This is a genomic window from Streptomyces sp. NPDC002640, from assembly GCF_053592575.1.
Map to the genome: position 1 here is coordinate 1 of NZ_JBSFVZ010000027.1, position 17,872 is coordinate 17,872.

At 69.0% G+C, this 17,872-nt stretch carries 11 protein-coding genes and 2 pseudogenes; 5 read left to right on the forward strand and 8 right to left on the reverse strand.

The features are described 5' to 3' along the window. The first annotated feature begins 839 nt into the window (after positions 1 to 839). A complete protein-coding gene (locus ACWD3O_RS28520; protein WP_451417900.1) occupies positions 840 to 3,380 on the forward strand; it encodes a Helicase associated domain protein in 2,541 nt (846 codons plus the stop codon). A 1,029-nt stretch (positions 3,381 to 4,409) separates the two neighbouring features. On the opposite strand, the gene ACWD3O_RS28525 is transcribed toward ACWD3O_RS28520, so the two are convergent. Then, positions 4,410 to 4,676: a hypothetical protein gene (locus tag ACWD3O_RS28525; protein ID WP_451417947.1), complete on the reverse strand. Its 267-nt coding sequence runs from the start codon at positions 4,674 to 4,676 to the stop codon at positions 4,410 to 4,412. 243 nt (positions 4,677 to 4,919) lie between these two features. Here ACWD3O_RS28525 and ACWD3O_RS28530 point away from each other — a divergent pair, with 243 nt between their 5' ends. The 3 genes from ACWD3O_RS28530 to ACWD3O_RS28540 all read left to right on the forward strand — a co-directional run bounded on the left by ACWD3O_RS28530 (position 4,920) and on the right by ACWD3O_RS28540 (position 6,718). Then, positions 4,920 to 5,426: a hypothetical protein gene (locus ACWD3O_RS28530; RefSeq protein ID WP_451417901.1), complete on the forward strand. Its 507-nt coding sequence runs from the start codon at positions 4,920 to 4,922 to the stop codon at positions 5,424 to 5,426. Between the two features lie 74 nt (positions 5,427 to 5,500). Then, positions 5,501 to 6,037, forward strand: a complete 537-nt coding sequence (locus ACWD3O_RS28535) for a hypothetical protein (RefSeq protein ID WP_451417902.1) — start codon at positions 5,501 to 5,503, stop codon at positions 6,035 to 6,037. A 435-nt stretch (positions 6,038 to 6,472) separates the two neighbouring features. Then, on the forward strand, positions 6,473 to 6,718 hold the full coding sequence (locus tag ACWD3O_RS28540; RefSeq protein ID WP_451417903.1) for a hypothetical protein: 246 nt from the start codon (positions 6,473 to 6,475) through the stop codon (positions 6,716 to 6,718). A 431-nt stretch (positions 6,719 to 7,149) separates the two neighbouring features. On the opposite strand, the gene ACWD3O_RS28545 is transcribed toward ACWD3O_RS28540, so the two are convergent. From ACWD3O_RS28545 to ACWD3O_RS28565, 5 genes and pseudogenes are all read right to left on the reverse strand, one after another. After that, positions 7,150 to 7,698, reverse strand: a complete 549-nt coding sequence (locus tag ACWD3O_RS28545; RefSeq protein WP_451412973.1) for a hypothetical protein — start codon at positions 7,696 to 7,698, stop codon at positions 7,150 to 7,152. A gap of 653 nt (positions 7,699 to 8,351) precedes the next feature. Continuing rightward, positions 8,352 to 8,822: pseudogene (locus ACWD3O_RS28550) on the reverse strand (alpha/beta fold hydrolase); the annotation flags it as partial. A 75-nt stretch (positions 8,823 to 8,897) separates the two neighbouring features. Then, positions 8,898 to 9,200 (reverse strand): hypothetical protein, encoded by a 303-nt coding sequence (locus tag ACWD3O_RS28555; protein ID WP_451412972.1) that lies wholly within the window; start codon positions 9,198 to 9,200, stop codon positions 8,898 to 8,900. A gap of 330 nt (positions 9,201 to 9,530) precedes the next feature. Then, positions 9,531 to 10,772, reverse strand: a pseudogene (locus ACWD3O_RS28560) (IS3 family transposase). A 351-nt stretch (positions 10,773 to 11,123) separates the two neighbouring features. Continuing rightward, complete coding sequence (locus ACWD3O_RS28565) at positions 11,124 to 11,681, reverse strand: XRE family transcriptional regulator (protein WP_451412971.1); 558 nt, start codon at positions 11,679 to 11,681, stop codon at positions 11,124 to 11,126. Between the two features lie 76 nt (positions 11,682 to 11,757). On the opposite strand from ACWD3O_RS28565, the gene ACWD3O_RS28570 reads away from it, so the two are divergent. Next, positions 11,758 to 13,410: an FAD-dependent oxidoreductase gene (locus ACWD3O_RS28570; protein ID WP_451417904.1), complete on the forward strand. Its 1,653-nt coding sequence runs from the start codon at positions 11,758 to 11,760 to the stop codon at positions 13,408 to 13,410. Between the two features lie 832 nt (positions 13,411 to 14,242). On the opposite strand, the gene ACWD3O_RS28575 is transcribed toward ACWD3O_RS28570, so the two are convergent. After that, positions 14,243 to 14,383 (reverse strand): hypothetical protein, encoded by a 141-nt coding sequence (locus ACWD3O_RS28575; RefSeq protein WP_451417905.1) that lies wholly within the window; start codon positions 14,381 to 14,383, stop codon positions 14,243 to 14,245. Positions 14,384 to 14,419: 36 nt separating this feature from the next. Then, positions 14,420 to 17,782 carry an RHS repeat-associated core domain-containing protein gene (locus tag ACWD3O_RS28580; protein ID WP_451417906.1) on the reverse strand — a complete coding sequence of 1,121 codons (3,363 nt, stop codon included), beginning with the start codon at positions 17,780 to 17,782 and terminating at the stop codon, positions 14,420 to 14,422. Positions 17,783 to 17,872 lie beyond the last annotated feature (90 nt).

The window sequence follows — 17,872 nt, forward strand, 5'->3', positions numbered from 1 at the left end:
GGGACCCGCTCCGCGGGTCCCACATCGCTTCGCGATGTGCAAGCGAACACCCCTGCTTCGCAGGGGTGTTGCGCTCCTCGCTCCGCGAGGAGCGCTGGTTGGCCGCTGCGCGGCCAACTCAATCCCCCCGCTTCGCGGGGGGATTGATACTCCGTCCGCTGCGCTCCCGGAGTGGCGGGACTGCGTCCCGCGGCCGGCCTTCCGCTGCGCTCCAGGCCGGCAAGGGCGGGTCCGCTGCGCTCCCCCGCCCCGCGGTCCTTCCGGCTGCGCCTTCAGGACCGTGGCGCCTGTCACCGGGACTGCAAAGGCTGCCGATAGCGGGGTGGTCTGGGTGTGCGTGGAATTCGCTGCCCGTCAACCCTGGTCCTGGGGCCCCTGCCCCGCTCCTCGAAGTCGCGTCGTACTCCACCGCCTTCGTCTTCGACCAGGCCCGCATCGTCGGGGAAGTCCAGGACGGTGCCGCAGTGCCGGCACAGTTTCCCGTCCTCGGCCGGTGTCCCGCACGCCTTGCAGAACCGGTTGCCCGTCTCGTTCTCGGTCTGGTGCATCATGGACCTCCACTGCGGTCGGACAATGAGAGGCCGGGGTACCCGTCGGGTCGGTGCTGATTCACGTGCCGAGCATGCTTCTTTTTGCTGTCGCGATAGACTTTGGACGTATGGGGGCCACCTCTTTTTCAGGGTCACAGGGCGGTTTCAGCCTGATCCGGCGTCCTGATTTCGGAGACCGGTCCCCGTGCCCCGAAACTCGGCCCCTCAGCCAAGGTGGCTCGCAGCGGCAGGTGTTGCCGCGGTGTGTCGAGACACCTCTTCGTACGGCCTGCGGGAGAAGGAGACGGAATGACGACGAAGCAGCTTCGCCCTCACCAGCGGGAAGCGGTCGACGCCGTACTCCGGGCACTCGAACTCCCTGCACAATCCACCGCGCCGGGGCGGGGACTGCGCACCCAGGTGATCATGGCGACAGGATCAGGCAAAACCCTCGTCGCCGTGCGCAGCGCGGAGGAGCTTCGTGCGGGGCGCGTGCTCGTCCTCCTCCCCTCGCTGGACCTGCTCACCCAGACCGCGACCGCATGGCGTCAGGGCGGCCGCGGCGGACCGATGATCGGGATCTCCTCCCTGCGGGAAAAGGACGTGTCCTTCCCCAACACCACGAGCGTGGAGGAGCTGGTCGGCTGGGTGCGGCCGTTCGAGAAGGTCACGGTGTTCGCCACGTACGCCTCCCTGGGGCTCGGCACACTGGAGCGCGCGCACCAGGCTGGCCTACCGGGCTGGGACCTGATCGTGGTCGACGAGGCACACCGGACGTCCGGGCGGATCGGGAAACCGTGGGCGGTCGTCCACGACAACACCCGCATCCCGTCCCTGCGCCGCCTCTACATGACCGCCACCCCACGCCTGTGGCAACCGGACGACGACACCGACCAGGAACAGCGGAATGCGCCGGGCGAGCTGGTCGCATCGATGGACGACGATCCGGACGGGCCGTTCGGGGCCCGCTGCTTCACACTGACCTTGTCCGAGGCAATCGACCGGGGAATCTGCGCGCCGTACCAGGTGGTGTGCGTCGACATCACCGACACCCAGCTCCAGGCCGCACAGCTCCTGGGCGTTGAGGGTCGCTCCGACGAAGTTCGTGGGGCCCGGCTCGCCGCGCTCCAGACCGCGCTGCTCAAAGCGTCCTCGGAGGAAGGCTTCCGCAGGACGCTCGTCTTCCACCATGTGGTGAAGGAGGCCGAGGCGTTCGCGGCCGGCCTCCCCGACGTCGCCACACAGCTGCACACCACCGAACCCGAGCTCTACCCCAAGACGATCTGGGCCGAATGGCTGTGCGGCGACCACAAACCCGACCACCGGCACCGCGTACTCGGCCAATTCGCGTCCGGGACCACCACCGACGGCACCGTCGTGGAAAAAGGCTTCCTCGGCTCGGTGAAAGTCCTCGCGGAAGGCATCGACACCAAAAACTGCGACTCCGTCTACTGGGCCGACGTCCGCGGCTCCATGCCCGACCTCGTCCAAGCCGTCGGCCGCGCCCTGCGCATGCAACCAGGCGAGGGCAAGACCGCCTCCCTCGTCGTGCCCGTCCTCCTCGGACCCGGCGAAACCCCCGACAACATGCTCACCAGCCGGGCCTACAACGGCCTCGCGAAACTCCTGGAAGCCCTCAGGGCACACGACACCCGAGTAGTGGAACAACTCGCCGAACAACAGACCCAGAGCCGTGTCAGAGGCGTCCAGACCCGCAGCGGAGACCAGGACAGCCGGGGCGAGGCGAACGGGTCCGGGGGCCCGTCGGCACCGGCCCGGCAGCTGCTGAAGTTCAGCACGCCGCGCGACCCGGCGCAGCTGGCCGCATTCATCAACCTGCGCGTCCTCAACCCCGAACACACGCACTGGCGACGCGGCATCGAAGCCGCCGCCCTCTACCACCGGCTCCACAGCGACCTCAAAGTGCCCTACACCTACCGCGTACCCAACCACGACAACCAGGCGGTGGAGGGCGAAAGCGAGGGTGAGGGGTGGCCGGCCTCGCTCGCGAACTTCCCGTTGGGCCAGTGGATCGCCGACAACCGGCGCTTCCACGCCCGCGGTGACATGGACGAAGACCGCATCGCCCAGCTGGAGAAGCTGGGCATGGTGTGGTCGCACTACGACGTCGCCTGGGAGGAAGGCCTCGCCGCGGCACGCGGATGGGCCGAGACGAACGGCCACCTCCTGGCCCCGCTCGACGCCACCTTCCAGGGCTACAAGGTAGGCATCTGGCTCAAGAACCAGCGCGCCGCCGCCCGCAAGGCAGCCGACATCGAGCAGCGGCGTGCCGAGGGACAGCCCGCGCCCGCGGCCGGGGCACTCACCGACACACGACGCGAACAGCTCGACGACATCGACCCGTCATGGTGCCCCGCCTGGCCCGTCGAATGGCAGCGGTGCTTCCACCTCGTCCGCCAGCACCTCAAGGCCGGCCACCCACTGCCCACGGTGCCCGGCGAGGCCGTCCACCAAGGCGAAGACCTCGGACGATGGGTACGGGCGCAGCGGCTCGGCTGGGACAAAATCACCACCGTACAGCAATGGCTATGCGAACACGCCCTCGGCATCACACCCGCCACCGAAGACGAGAAACCACCCCCACGCCGCACACAAGCCGACAAATGGATGCTGAACTACCAAGCCGCCCAGCAGTACTACAAACGCGAAGGACACCTGCGCGTACCACGCAAACACACCGAGCGCCTTACCGTCCACGGCAACGACGGCCAGGAAGAGGAACGGGAGCTCAAGCTCGGCGCCTGGATCAACAACCAACGCTCCCGAGCAGCAACACTGACACCACAACGCACGGAACTGCTATCCACCATCAGCATGCGATGGACATGACGGCCGTGGCCATCACCACGGCCGCAGCGCTCCCGGCCGGCTGCCTGCTCGGGCGACTGCGCCCACGACAACGGGCAGGCGACTAGGCGGCCGATCAGGTCCACTTCACCGGAACGTGGGTCCGGAGCGGTGCCGGCCGTCAGGCCGTCGTCGTCCCGGTCCACGCCGTCACCGCGCCGAGCGCCAGCCGGCGCATCCTGCGCGCCCCGGCCCTCGAGGCGCAGGCGCCCATGCCCGTGCGCGATCCGGACTGGGCCGCCAACCGCGTCCGAGGACAGCACGAGCAGACACAAGGTCGCTGACTCCCTTACTGGCGGATAGAGGTTCGACAGGGCAAGACCCGGGCCAGGCGTCCGGGCCTTCGCCATGCCCCGGGAACTCTCTTCCCGGCCGCTGCTGTCCGGGGCCGGGCTTGCCGCCCTACGAGGTGGAGGGGGCCGTGCCCGGCACGACGAGACGCAAGCACCCGAGTCCTGTCACTGTCCCGCCCGTCATGTCGAACTCACGCCGGAGGCAGTAACGATGGCGACCCAACAGGCGCCGGGGGAACACCCACGCCGTTCTCCGCTACTCCGGACAACACGCCCACCCTGGGGCGGGCCGAGGCCCCACAGAGACGCTCTCAGGCACAGAGCCGCAGCAGGACCGCCGACCGCGCGGCGTACACCCCGCGGACGACCCCTACATGGGTGTCCACCAACCCTGACCTCTCTGCCCAGGAAGACGACATCATGACCCGGGACAACGATCCCGCGCGCGTTCACCCCGTCCAGCCGTCTGACACGGCCCCAGTCCCTCAGCAGCCCGCTGCCGCTACCGGCCTGCCCTCAGCCATGGCACGGGGGCCGCCCAGGGCGCCGCCCGGTCCATCACCGACCGGTTGGTGGACAAGGTCCTCACCGACCCGCCCGACTGGCTGGCTCAGAGGCCTGTGGCACGCACTGTCGTGCCTCTGGCAGCAGCCACCGGCGGCCGGCCGGGCAGGGAGAGTCTGCCCGGCCAAGGCCCCGGACACCGGCCTCCCGGACGTCAGGCTGCGCTGAACTCATGAGCAGGGCCACTGCGCCACTCCACCCACTGCGGGTCATCCCAGAGGGCTTCGGGTTCGGTGACGCCGGCGGCATCGAGGAACACGGCCACGTCGTCTTCGCCGCAGGCGACGCCGAGAACCTCATCCCGGCCGTGGCGGTGCACGGTGACTCTCCGGCCGCCCGTGGGGGAAGGCCGGTGCACAACGATCGGCGCGGTCGACGGCGAACCCGACCCCGGACCTGACCTCGGATCAGCTCCCGTAATCGAGCTCGATCGGCGTCCGTCCGGACACGGCGAAAGACCTCAGAGTGGCCCGGTTCCCTCTTCACACGGCGTGTGAAGGACGCGCGCGGCGAGTGAGTCCGCGGGTCAGAGTGCACACCGGCCCATTGGTGCTATGGCGTGGCACGGATGCCCGGAGCAAGGTGGTGGCCCAGGCAGCACCACCCCTGCGCGTCCCACGCACAAGGAGTCGTCATGCGCCGTAGTCCGGTTGTCCTTTCATCCTTGGTCCTCACCACCGTCGTCGGCGTCATGGGCGCAGCGCCCGCGTCCGCCGCAGGCGCGTCCTCGTTGGTGGACGTGACGTGCCCGCTGGGCACGCAGATCAGCACGTATCAGCCTGGCCTGACCTACACGCCGCGCCAGACGACGTTCACCGCTGAGGGGAGCCTGGCGCCCTGCGTGTCGCTCAGCCACCCGGAGATCGTTGGTGCGGAGTTCACCGCGGTGGGCCAGGGTGAGGCCAGTTGTACCGGCGCGGACTTCTCCGACGTCAGCATCTACCGCTGGAACACCGGGCAGACAAGCAGGGTTGAGGGACGGCTGACCATCAACCTGAAGCCCAGCGGCCAGACGGTTCTGGTCCGCGTCGGTGAAGTGACCAGCGGCCTTTTCGAAGGTGCGACCGTCACACAGACCAAGGTGCTCCCCGCGTTGAACCTGCTGGACTGCCTCACGGCCGACGGTCTGCAGAACGACAGCGGTGCGCTGAGTCTCACGGTCGCGCTGTGATCCGGCCCGAGCGACGAAGCAACGACTGCGAACAGGCTCCTGCCCTTCCGAGGGCCCGTCCAGGAAGGCACGTGATGACAAAATTCCACCGCCTCCTGGCCCCGTTGGCACTCTCCCTGGTCGCCCTCACCGTGCCGGCATCCTCCGCCGGCGCGGCCGAAGCGGCGGACCCACTGGTCATCAACTGCACCGCCGGTGCGACCCAGTACTACAGCCCGGGTCTGACCCTCATCGACAAGCCGACGCACATCACCGCGAGTGCCACCTACACCTGCGTCGGCGGCGGCGCGGTCAACTCGGCTCAGCTCAGCTTCGACTACACGGTGGAAGCCGGCTGCCTCCCCACCACGTCGCCCGTGACGACCGGCATCACGAGGCTGGACTGGAACGAGGGGCCGGACTCGGAGATCACATCGACCTTCGTGGTCACACGCCCCGTGGGACAGACCGTCGCCACCACGATCGGCACGGTCACATCGGGACAGTTCGACGGGTACATCGTCAACCAGACCGGGACCTACCCCGCGCTGGACCTCCTGCAATGTGCCACCCCGGCCGGCGTCACGTCGAGTCAGGGGCTGCTCGTCCTCACGCTGACCCAACCCTTCTGAGCAGGTCTCGTGCCAGTGTGCCAATCGTCCTGGCCGCGACCGGTGACAAGGCCTCTCGGCACGCCCGAGACGCATCGAGCGCCCGCCTGTGCACAGTCCTCTCCCTCGAGACAGGAGAACCAGTACCGTATGCGTTACCGACAGTTGCCTGCAGGAGCGGCACTCATCGCTGCTCTTGCGGTCGCCAACGCACCCTCCGCCTCCGCCCACTCCTGGACGTTTGCCGCTCCCGCCGCGGAGCCGGCACTCTTCGTGACGTGTGCGGGGCAGGAGACCACCGCCTTCACGCCAGGTCTGACGCTCGTGCCCCGGCAGACCGGCATTCACGCAGACGCCGGCTACCTGTGCGCGGGCGTTCCGGCGGGTTGGGAGGCCGCGACCAGCTCGACGAATGGGACGGCCGTCGCCTCGTGCCTGACGCTGAGCCTGCCGCAGGTGAGGGAAGTCGTACGGTTCGGCGGTGACGGAGCCGCCACGATCTTCTACGACATCGCGGTCGCCGGGCGGGTGGGCGGCGTCAACGTCGTCGTCCTCACCGGAGAGGTGCAGGACGGCCCGTACGCAGGCCGTACGGCGGTGAAAACCGTACAGCTCATCCCTGGAGAACCGACGACCCGGTGCGCGACCCAGGACGGCCTCAACATCAGCACCGGCCTGGCCGAGCTGCAGATTCTGCTCTGAGGCCCCACAGCGCGACCACGTGCCTGCCGACGACGGAACCCGTCCTCGGCAGGCACGTCCGGCTTTCGGCGCCCAAGGCGTACTGCCGCCGATCCTCAGCCTACGCCGACAGCACGGGAAGTGGCTCGCGAGCCGGCCGAGGGTGCCTGTCCCGCGCGCACCCTGCGTGCGGTCCTGCTCGTGATGCACACCGGCGTCCGGACAAGCGCGGACGGCCAGGCAGTTCGACCGGTCACAAGCGGTGCAGGGCACCAGCCAACTCAGGGCTGCTCAACTTCGACCGGCCGCTCCGGCACAGCCACACCCTCAGGCGCTGACCGAGCCGTCAGGCGGGTAACGGCGCGACGTCCAGGGCCGGGGACCATACGACACTGCACCAGCACCTGGTCGTGACAGCGGCGGATGCCGGGGGCCGCTCGTGCCGGCGGGCATCAGACCGAGACGAGGCTGAAGACGTCAACCCCGGTCAGCGACGTGAGTCCCTGAGGAGTCTCGCAGGCCAGAAGCGCGAGCGAGACGTTGGTGATGGTCCACACGACCGTCGCCCCCTGGAAGGTACCTGCGGTGACCGAACCGGTGAAGGTGTTGATGAGCTGTCCGTTGACCTTGGTCGCGGTCCGGACGACCTGCAGAGTGCTGGTGGAACCGTCCGACCAGTGAATCACGTTGGTCACCGAGGAGGAGCCGAGGAGTTCCTGGCAGGAGTACGTACCGGTCGAGGAGAACGTGATCGTTCCGGACGTGATGGACGTGTTGGGCGCGACGCACGGGCCCAGCTGGTTGGTCCCTGAAGCTGTCACGGTGGCGGGGGTGTTGGTGAGCCCGGGACTGTACTGGATGGTCTGCGTGCCGGAACACGTCACCAGGGTGACCGCCGCCGCGGACTGTGCTCCGGCGAGGACCGCTGCAAAGGCGAGAAGAAGAGTGGAGAGCGCGGCCAGACAACGGCGACCGGGCCTGAAGGACGAGAAGAGAGTCAAGGAACCTCCTCGGGCCGGGAACGGCTTGCGGAAGGCCGCTCCGACGGATGTGTTGCGCACTTGACTACTGCGGCTGCCGTTCCGGCGGCACGGGCCGCCAACGCGACTGAAAGGCGAGGCGGGCTGAAGCGAAGCGGAACACCTCGGCGTTGCCGGACTCATCACCCATTCCGGGAGTGCTCCCCTCACACTGCGGCACAGGCGCGCGTATGACAACACACGATGTGATGGCGGAGGTGGCTGGGGCGGCAGAGCGCGAAAGAGGCTGAGTGCCAGCCAATGCGCAGGCGCGTTAGCACCACCTGCAGGTCGTTACGGTCGTTGTCAGACCGTTGGCGGACTACGGTGTCTTCTGCCCCGTTCGGCCTGCATACGTCGCCGTCAAGACGGCTATGTCGGCGCAGCGATCAACAGGGTGCCACAGGCCCTGGCCTGGAGGTCGCGGATCGTGCTGGCGGGCTCGCACGGTGATACGGCACCGGACATGACCGGTCCGGCCGGGCGGGCGGCGCAAAGGCTGGATACGGTTGCCGACCCGACGGCAGGCCTTCTCGGGCCGGACAGCGTGACGGGGCGGCGGACTTGGGCGCCGCCCCGTCACGCTGTCCGCTGCGGGGACACTTCTTGGGGAACTCCAAGAGGTCCTGGTTGCACTACTCCTTGTCACCCGGCACCATGGCGATGCCGTGGGAGCCCTTGCCGTACACCTTGAGCTCGGCGTCCGGGATGATCGCGGCGGACTTGCGCCCCGTGGCGTCGATGGGGACGACCTGGTCGTCGTCGTGGACGACGAGGGTCGGGACGTCGAACTTCTCGAGGTCCGCGTGGAAGTCCGTGGAGGCGAACGCGTCGACGCAGTCCACGCCGCCCTCGATGGTCTGCGCCATGGCCATGTACCAGAAGGCATCCTTGTTCCCCTGGGTCACCGCGTTGCCCTCCCGGTTGGCCGAGAAGAAGCCGACCGCCGTGTCCTTCCAGAACTGCGAGCGCTCCTTCAGGATGCCCGCCTTGATGTCGTCGAAGACGGACTGCGGGACGCCCTCGGGGTTGTCCGGGGTCTGCAGCATCAGCGGCGGCACCGCGGACAGCAGCACGGCGGAGCGGATGCGCCCGGTGCTGCGGCGCAGGGCTGCCGCAGGCACGGTGGGGATGCCGTCGGGGAAGCCCTGCCCGAGGACGCGTCGGCCGGGCGCCGGCGGTCACACGGAGGTGATCTCCAGAGTGACGATGGAGTAGATGCTGGAGACGGTGCCCAGACCGAGGGTGCACAAGGGGACGTCGGTGGCCGGGCCGGTGATGGTGTGCAGGACGGTGTCGCCGGTGAACAGGCCGCTGGTGACGGTGCCGGTGAAGGTGACCCGGTTTCCCGGACCGACCCGTCGATCTCCTGTCGACCCGTCGTGCTGCCGGGCCTTGACCCCCGCGGACCTGAAACGTGCTGACGTTCGATTATTGGCACTCCACTGCGCGACGCGCCATGGCTCGTATGGACCAGCGCACACTGGCTCGTTTACGCACACCCCTTTCGCGCTGAAATGTGATGAAGCGACCCTGAGGCAGAACAGCCGCTACCGCCGGCCGTTGTGCCGTTGCCCCTCGCACCGAACCCGCCTTCACGCAAGACTCATGGTCACGTCTCCGCTCCAAGTGCCTGCACGAGATTGGATCCATACAGGCCGGTCCGCTGTTCTGGCTGGTCTTCACTCTTTCGTGCGGGACGGGCATCCGCACCCGTATGGGCAACGAATCTTGCTGTGGAGGTCCATGAACCGCTCCGGTCGCAGGCCTGCAAGCTGTCCACGGACTGAACCGCTCCGGGATCGGTGGAGGCTCTATGCGTCGGCTCCAGCCGCCGGTTGGGGCTGGTGTCGAGCGTGGTAGCTGGTTCGTGCTCGTGGGGCGGGATGCTCCCGATCGCGGTGTGGAGACGCTGGTCGGTGAACCAGTCGACCCGTTCGGCAGTCGCGAGGTCGACGTCGGGCAGGCCGTGCCAGGGCTTGCAGGCTTGATCAGCTCGGTCTTGTGAAGGCCGAGCTGGGACTCCATCAGGGCATTGTCCAGGGCGTCGCCGACGGTGCCGATCGAGGCGACGATGCCGGCTTCGACGAGGTGGGCGGTGAAGGCGAACGACGTGTACTGGCTGCCCGCACCGGAATGACGTATCAGCCCAGGTCCGGCCGGGTTCCCGGCTCGGTCGCGGCGCCATAACGCCATGTCGAGAGCGTCCAGGACAAGCTTGGCCCGCTTGCTGGTGGCCGCGGACCAGCCGACGATCGCCCGGGAGAACACGTCGACGACGAAAGCGACGTAGACGATTCCGGACCAGGAGGCCACCTAGGTGAAGTCGGCGACCCACCGCTCGTTCGGACGCCAGTCGGTGAGATCCCGTTGCAGCAGGTCATCGGCCCTGTCATGGCCGTCGTCGCGGACGGTGGTGTGGACGCCACGGCCGCGTCGGACGCCCTGGAGGCCGAGGTCGCGCATCAGCCGGGCGACGGTGCAGCGGGCCACCGGTATGCCTTCACGGCGCGGCTGTCTCCAGACCTTCCGCACCCCGTAAACGCTGAAATTGCCGGCGTGGACCCGGCTGATCTGCGTCTTCGGCTCCGCGTCCCGCACCGACCGTGCACTGGGCGCCCGCTTCCCGGCGGCGTAGTAGGTGCTCGTCGCGATCTCGAATCCGTGGCTGGTGAGGACTCTGCAGACCGGCTCCACCCCGAACACCTGCCGGTGCTCGTCGATGAACGCTACGAGCGCTTCGACGGCCGGTCCGGCTCGGCCGCGAAGAAAGCCGAGGCCGCCCTGAGGATCTCGTTGGCCCCCCGCAGCTCGGCGTTCTCGGCCTGCAGCCGCTTGATCTCCGCGGCTACCACCGAGGTCGCACCGGGGCGACGGCCGGCGTCGACCTGGGCCTTGCGGACCCAGGTCCGCACCGTCTCGGCGGCCCCGATGCCCAGCTTCACGGCGACCGCCTTCATCACGGCCCACTCGGTCGGGTAGTCGGGGCGGATCTCCGCGACCATACGCACCCCACACTCACGAAGCTCGGCAGGGTAAGGGGAAGGACAGGCCATGAGCTCGATCCTCTCTCACGGAATCGACCCTCCAACAGGCCCAGAGCGGTTCACTTCCTGGTACGCCCGGAGCGTCGGGCCTCACCGTGCCCCGGCGCGCTCCCGCTCGGCCGTGGCGGCTCCGGCAGGATGAGGAACGCATCGCCCGCGGCAGTTTCACGGTTCGCTGGAGCTTCCGCTCGGATAAGACCAAACCTCGGTCAGGTACTGGGGCGCTTGTGTCGGCCCACCTGATGAGAGCACCGCACTGCGGAGCCGGTTCGAGCCCACACGGACAACGACAAACAGCAGCTCAGGACACGAAATCCGACTGGAGCACTGGCGTACCAGGCGCTCCCCGCGCCTGCGAGCTCACTGGTGCACGTGCGCGCGCTGTCCGTCCCGGTCGAAGACCATGAGCAGCTCGGCGGGAGCGTCCAGGGCCGTGATCGCGTGCGGGACCATCGTCGCGAACTCCGCCGCCTCGCCCGTGCCGACGTCGATCTGCCGCTCGCCCAGCCACAGACGCACGCGTCCCTCCAGCACGAGGAACCAGTCGTGGCCCGGGTGTATCCGCTGGCACGGCGCGGCGTCGGACGGCTCGAGGCGCATCTTCACCGCGACCGTGCGCCCGTCTGGACGGCTCAGCGGCCAGGTCGTCCGTGTGCCGCTGCTGTGCGCGACCGGACGGATGACCACGTCGTCGTCCGTAGGGGCCTCGAACAGCACGTCCAGACTCATCTGCAGCGCGTTGGCCAGCAGCACCAGCACGTCGAGGCTCAGCGTGCGCTTGCCCGTCTCGACGCGGCTGATGGTCGACGCGCTGAGGTTCGTGCGCTCGGCCAGTTCGTCCAGGGAGTACCCCAGGGTGGTGCGCATGCTCCGCAGGCGGGACCGGGCCAGAGCTTCGACGTCGGCGACTCCGTTCATACGACCATCATGGAAGCGTCTTGCAGATTGTGCAAGTCTGTTTGCAGAAAACGCCGCGCCGCGTACCGTCGATCGCATGAACGAGCACCCCACCCACGGTCAGGAACAGACGACCCCGTCCGTGCCCACCGGGCAGGCCGGCCACACTCCGCACCCCACCATCGAGCGGCACTGCGACATCGCCGTGATCGGCGGCTCGGCTGCCGGTCTCGCCGCCGCCCTGCAACTCTCCCGCCAGCGGCGCGGCGTCGTCGTGGTCGACGACGGCACCCCGCGCAACGCTCCCGCCGCACACATGCACGGCTACCTGGGGCACGAGGGCGCCCCGCCCGGCGAGCTGATGGAGACCGGGCGTGCGGAGGTGCGCGCCCACGGCGGGGAGGTGCTCTCCGGCCGGGTCGTAGGGGTGCGTCGTCGCGACGACGGCCGGTTCCGACTCGACCTCACCGGTGGACACACGCTGGTGGCCCGTCGCGTCCTCGCCGCGACCGGCCTGTCCGACGACCTCCCGGCGATCGAGGGCATCGTCGAAGGGTGGGGACGCGGCGTGGTCCACTGCCCGTTCTGTCACGGCTTCGAGGTGCGCGACCAACGCCTGGTGCAGATCGTCACGCATCCCCTGGGTCTCCACCCGACCCCGCTCTTCCGGCACCTGACCGACCGGCTGACCGTCGTGCTGCACGACCCGGCCGGGCTCGACGAGGGCACCCTCGAAGCCCTTGCCACCTCCGGCGTCACCGTGGAGCGCAACGAGGTCCGCCGCGTCCTCACCGGGCCGGACGGCGAGGTCTCCGGGGTCGAACTCGGCGACGGCCGCGTCCTGGAGGCCGACGCCGTCGTGGTCGGCGCGCGCTTCCGGGCACGCGCCGACGTGCTGGCCGGGTGCGGACTCACCACCACCCCGCACCCGACCGGCGCCGGCGACGTCCTCGCCGTCGACGCGCGCGGTGAGACCGCCGTGCCGGGGATCTACGCGGCCGGCAACGTCACCGACCCGAGCCTGCAGGTGCTGCCGTCGGCCGCCCAGGGCAGCCAGGTCGGCGCCATGATCGCGTTCAGCCTCGCCGAGGAGGATCTGCGCGCCGCCGGCCGGTATTCGGGCGAGGAGTCCGACTGGGATCACCGGTACGGGGGTCCCGACCGGGCGTGGAGCGGCAACCCCAACGGCACCCTCGTCCGCGAGGCCACCTCCCTGGCCCCGGGCAGCGCGCTCGACGTCGGTGCCGGTGAGGGAGCCGACGCCCTCTGGCTCGCCGAGCGCGGCTGGAAGGTGACCGCCACCGACATCTCCGGCAACGCGCTCGCCCGGATCCGCACCGAGGCCGAACGCCGCGGGCTCGCCGTCACCCTCGTCCGCGGCGACGTCAACGATCCCGCCCCCTTCGGCACCAGGACCTTCGACCTCGTCTCCCTGCAGTACGGCTCGTTCAAGCGCACACCCGACCAGCGCGGCCTGAGCAGCCTGCTCGCCGCTGTCGCCCCCGGCGGCACGCTCCTGGTCGTGCACCACGACCTCACCGCCCTGGGCGATCCGGTGGACGGGGCGACCGGGACTCGGATGTACGACCCGGAGGCGTTCGTCGGCGTCGGCGAGATCGCCGCCGCGCTCGCCGCGGACCCCGGTACCTGGCACGTCGAAACGCACGAGACGCGCCGACGCCCCCCAGGCGCGGCCAGCACCCACCACGTCAGCGACGTCGTGCTGCGCGCGGTCCGACGCACGGCCTGAGGGTGAGGGCCCGGACGTGCGGCGGGTTCCACACGGACGAGTGATCCCGCCCCAGCCGGCATCGAACGTGCCGACCTCGACAGTCGGGCCAGAACAGGCCTCGGAGTATGCGAGCGGGTCCGCAGGGCGGCATCGGACAAGGGGGCCGCGCAGCGATGCGGCGGGGTGCAGATCGCACTGCGAGAACGTAGGCGCCCTGTCGGCGTCCGACGCGGCAGCCCGAGTGTTGCTCCGGCATGTTCGCCCCTGTGGGCAGGCTCAAGCGGTGTCGTGAGCTACTTGAGCTACTCCGGCTTCGGGAGCCTGATCGCCGCAGCCCTGTCGATCTGCTGGGCAGATCCGATCTCCTGGATGAGCGGGCAGCGACATCGGGCTGCGCTTCGGCGGCTCGACGTACCGCCGACTTGTCGATCCTGGCCACCTGCCGCCGCACGTCGTGACGCCGGCCAGAAGGTCACCGCTGTTCGACCTCGTCCACGGGCCCGGCCCCCGCTTCCCGGTCATCGGGGTCTCGTGCGTCCCGGCCGCCCTCGTCGACGGCCAGAGCTGAGCGCCGGCACTCTGGCTCAATCCCTCGCAGCCCGTGTTCCGCCGGTCAGCTCACCCAGCAGGTCGGAGCACGACGACGTGGGGGCGACGAGGCTCCTCAAAGGCCGAGTTGCACCGTCAGATCAGCACAGGACCCGCACGTGAACACAAGCAGCAGTGCGACAGGAGGGCACCTGCCGCACTGCTGCTTGCCCGGATCCTGTGCCACTCTTCTCTCGGGAAGGGATGTTCGGTGCGGCTCCACCGCACCGAAGCCTTCGCTACAGGCTTGTGTCGAACCCGGTTACTTGCGCCTCTTCGACGCCGCTACAGCGGCCCATGCCAGTCCCAGGACGAGGAGGCCGATCACGACCCACATCGGGGCTCCGCCCAGGCCCTTGTATGCCAGTACCGTCCAGTCGCCGGTCTGTCCCATCGGAGTCACTCCGCTCCTTCAGTGCTGCTCGGCTGCGCCTGCTGACTACTTCGTGGCTTCGTCGTACGCGTACCCGGTCACCTCGCCCGCTGCCATCCCCGCCAGGGCGCAACCGCCGGAACCGGCTCCCGCGGTCAGGTAGAGGCACCCGGCGGTCACGCCCTTGTCGACGGCGAAACTCAGCGCCGTTCCGAAGGCCTCCTGGTACTGGCCGTCCGCCATCTGTGCTCCGAACTCGCCGATCGCGGCGGCGTCGGTGATGGTGCCCAGCCCGTCGACCGCCTGGTTGAGCGCCGTTCCGACGGACAACAGACCGCTCGGGTCGATGCGGTTGACGGGGTCGCCCTCGGCGTAGAGGTAGGGGTTCTTCTCCTGGCCGGAGGGGTCGGGGCTGGTGAAGCGGCCGATGTTGGGGTCGTAGTAGCGGGCCTCGTAGTGGTAGAGGCCGGTGGGGTCCTGGTAGCCGCCGGCGAACCGGTAGGGCTGGGGGACCTGTTCGGTGGTGGCCCGCGTGACACCTCGGGGGCTGTAGCTGTAGGAGTCGACCTTGGTGCCGGTGTCGTCCGTGAGCGCGACGACGGAGCCGATGGCGTCGGTGAGGTAGTAGTAGCTCTTGCCCCCGGTCGTCATGGAGTTGAGGGTGCCCCCGGGTTCCCGGTTGAAGCCCATGTCGACGCCGCCGGTGGTCTTCGCGGACAGGCCCAGGGGGCCGTTGTGGAAGAAGGTGTCGCCGAGGCGGATCCGCTCGCTCTGGTCGGTCGAGCCGTACTGGCCGGCGTAGGCCGTGCCGCCGACGGTGAGCGAGGTGAGCTGGGAGTAGTCCGACCACTTCTCGGCGGTGCGGGTGCCCTCCGGGGTGGAGGCGCCGGCGGTCTCGTTGCCGAGCCTGTCGTAGGACCAGTTGGTGGTGTCGCCGTTCTTCGCGGTGATCTGCTGTGCGTCGTTGACCGTGTAGGTGGTGCCGCGGGGGCAGCCGGGGTCGACGCCCTGGGAGGTGAGGTTGCCGGCGAGGTCGTAGCAGTACTGCCAGGAGGAGTTGAGGGTGGTGCCCTTCTCCTCCTTGGCGTAGGAGAAGCGGCCGGCGCCGTCGTAGGTGTAGCTGGTCCTCATGCCGGTGACGGCGTTGGTGCTGGTGCGGATCTTGCTGCCGTCGCCGCCCGCGGTGGCGCCGGAGTAGGCGTAGGAGTAGGTGAGGTCGACCAGCGTGCCCTTCGGTGAGGTCGCCTTGATGCGCTCCGGCCGCGACGACTCGTCCAGCGTGACCTCCTGGACGGTGCCGCCGGGGTAGACGGTCTTCTTGCGGACGTCGTTGTTGTCGTACTCGTACGTGGTGATCTTGCCGGCCGGCGTCTTCAGTTCGACGAGGTTGTTGACGGCGTCCCAGGTGTAGTCGGTGAGACCGGCGGGGTCCTCGTAGGTGTCGACGTTGCCGGCCGGGGTGTACGTGAGGATGGTCCGGGACCCGTCCTGCAGGGTGCGGATCGTCTCCCGGTTCAGCGGGTCGAAGTCGTAGCCGACCACACCGGTCCTGTCGGAGCGCTGCACGAGGTTGCCGTCGCCGTCGTAGTGGTAGGTGACGGTGAGGTAGTTGGAGGAGTCCACCTTGACCACGCGGTCGCGCTCGTCGTAGTCGTACGTGACGGTCACCCCGCGCCCGTCGAGGGCGGTGCGGATCCGGCCGAGGTCGTCGTAGGTGTAGGTGGTGACGCCGAGGGGTGCGGGCGGGGTGACCTTGCGCAGGTCGCCCTTGGCGTCGTAGGTGAAGGCGGTGGACACCGACTTCGTGGAAGTCATCTTCGTGGTGGCCTTGCAGCGCTGGCCCTCGAAGCCGCCGCAGGTGGGAGTGGCCGAGTTGTAGTCGAAGGTCCGCGTGCCTCCGCCGGTTCCGGTCACGGCGACGGACTTGGTGTTGCCCGCGGTGTCGTAGCCGTACTGGGTCTTGTCGCCGTCCGGGGTGGTCAGTGTGCCGGGAAGATCGGCCCCCGAGATCGTCTGGTAGCCCGCGGCGGACGCCGTCGCCCCGGTGGGGAGCTCCGCGGAGGTGGGGTTGTTGCGGGCGTCCCAGCCGTACTTGGTGACGTTGCTGCCGACGCCCCCGGTGCCCATCGCGTCGGCGGCCTCGCTGACGTTGTTGTTGGCGTCGTACTTCTTGGAGCGTTCGTGGCCGAGGGCGTCGGTCACCTTGGTGACCCGGCCGTCGCCGTCGTGCTCGTAGCGTGTGTCGTGGTTCTCGGGGTCGGTGACCGTCGTGGTGCCCGCGTCGGACGCCCATTCGCCCGAGTAGTCGTAGGTGTAGGTCGGGCCGGTGTGCCCGGAGGCGTCGAACTCGGTTGCCCGCAGCATGGAGGTGACGCGGTTGCGGTCGTCGTAGGTGAAGACCGTGACCCGGCCCTCCGGTGTGATGATCTTCGTGAGCCGGCGGGAGGAGTCGTACCGGAACTCGGTCGTCTTGCCCTCGGTGTCCGCCGTCCGCGTCAGGTTGCCTTCGGCGTCCAGGTCGAACACGGCGGTACGGCCGGTGTGGTCCTTGGCCTGCCACTGGCTCGGGTAGGTCTTGACCAGGTCGACCCACCGGCCCGAGCGGGTCTCCGTGACCTTGAAGCCCTTGTGTTCCTCACCCTCGTCGTGCTGATCGACGGTGACGGCGCCCTTGTTGCGGTCGGTGACCTTGGTCAGGGTGCCGTTCGCGTCGTAGGTGTCCTTCGACCCCGACTTGCGGTGGGTCAGCGTGTAGGTGCCGTCGCTGTTCTTCCTCAGGTCCTTGGAGTAGCCCTTCGGCGTGGTGAAGGTGCCGTCCGGGTTCTTGGTGTACCTGACGGTGGCGCCGGTGGCGTCGTAGAAGATCGCCTCGGACGTGTAGAAGAGGTCGAGGTAGCGCTCGTACTCCTGCCACCACGGATCAGAGACCTTGCCCCAGGGGGCGTCGAAGGAGTTGTACGTGCGGGCCAGGCGCAGCTTCTGCCCGACGCCCGCGATCTCGAAGTCGGTCGCGGCGAGCATCAGGTTGCCGTTGGACAGGTTGATGCGCGCGACCAGCGAGTCGGTGATCCTGAAGTCGGAGATCTGGTGCCAGGGGACGTCGCCCTGGCCGTCCGGCACGTAGCTGAGAGGCGTGATGCCGGTGGAGGGCGAAGCGGCCCTCGAGCCGTCCGCCTTCTTTCCGGCGTGGGCCCGTTCCTTCTGCACCGCCTCCCAGGCCGCCTCACTCTTGGTGGGCTTCGCCTCGGCCTGCGAGTCCACCGGCTTGTTCGGGCCTACCTTCACCGGCGGCATCTCCGGCCGGTCCGTCTTCTTCCCCCACACCGACTCCGCCGCCGCTTCGTTCGCGACGGGCGGGGCGGCGACGGCCGGCAGCCCCGCCACCCCCACCGTGAGCACCGTCAGCGCGGCGACGACACCACGTCTCATGTTCTTGCGGGCACGCCGGAACGGCGTACCCGTGGCACGCGAATGCATGAACATCCCCCACAGAGACTCCGGTCGGTCCCAGCGACCGCC

Excerpts from the sequence above, each read along its gene's own strand:
- ACWD3O_RS28520 (WP_451417900.1), top strand. The coding sequence starts at position 840 with ATGACGACGAAGCAGCTTCGCCCTCACCAGCGGGAAGCGGTCGACGCC.
- ACWD3O_RS28535 (WP_451417902.1), top strand. The coding sequence starts at position 5,501 with ATGACAAAATTCCACCGCCTCCTGGCCCCGTTGGCACTCTCCCTGGTC.
- ACWD3O_RS28565 (WP_451412971.1), bottom strand. The coding sequence starts at position 11,681 with ATGAACGGAGTCGCCGACGTCGAAGCTCTGGCCCGGTCCCGCCTGCGG.
- ACWD3O_RS28570 (WP_451417904.1), top strand. The coding sequence starts at position 11,758 with ATGAACGAGCACCCCACCCACGGTCAGGAACAGACGACCCCGTCCGTG.
- ACWD3O_RS28580 (WP_451417906.1), bottom strand. The coding sequence starts at position 17,782 with ATGAGACGTGGTGTCGTCGCCGCGCTGACGGTGCTCACGGTGGGGGTG.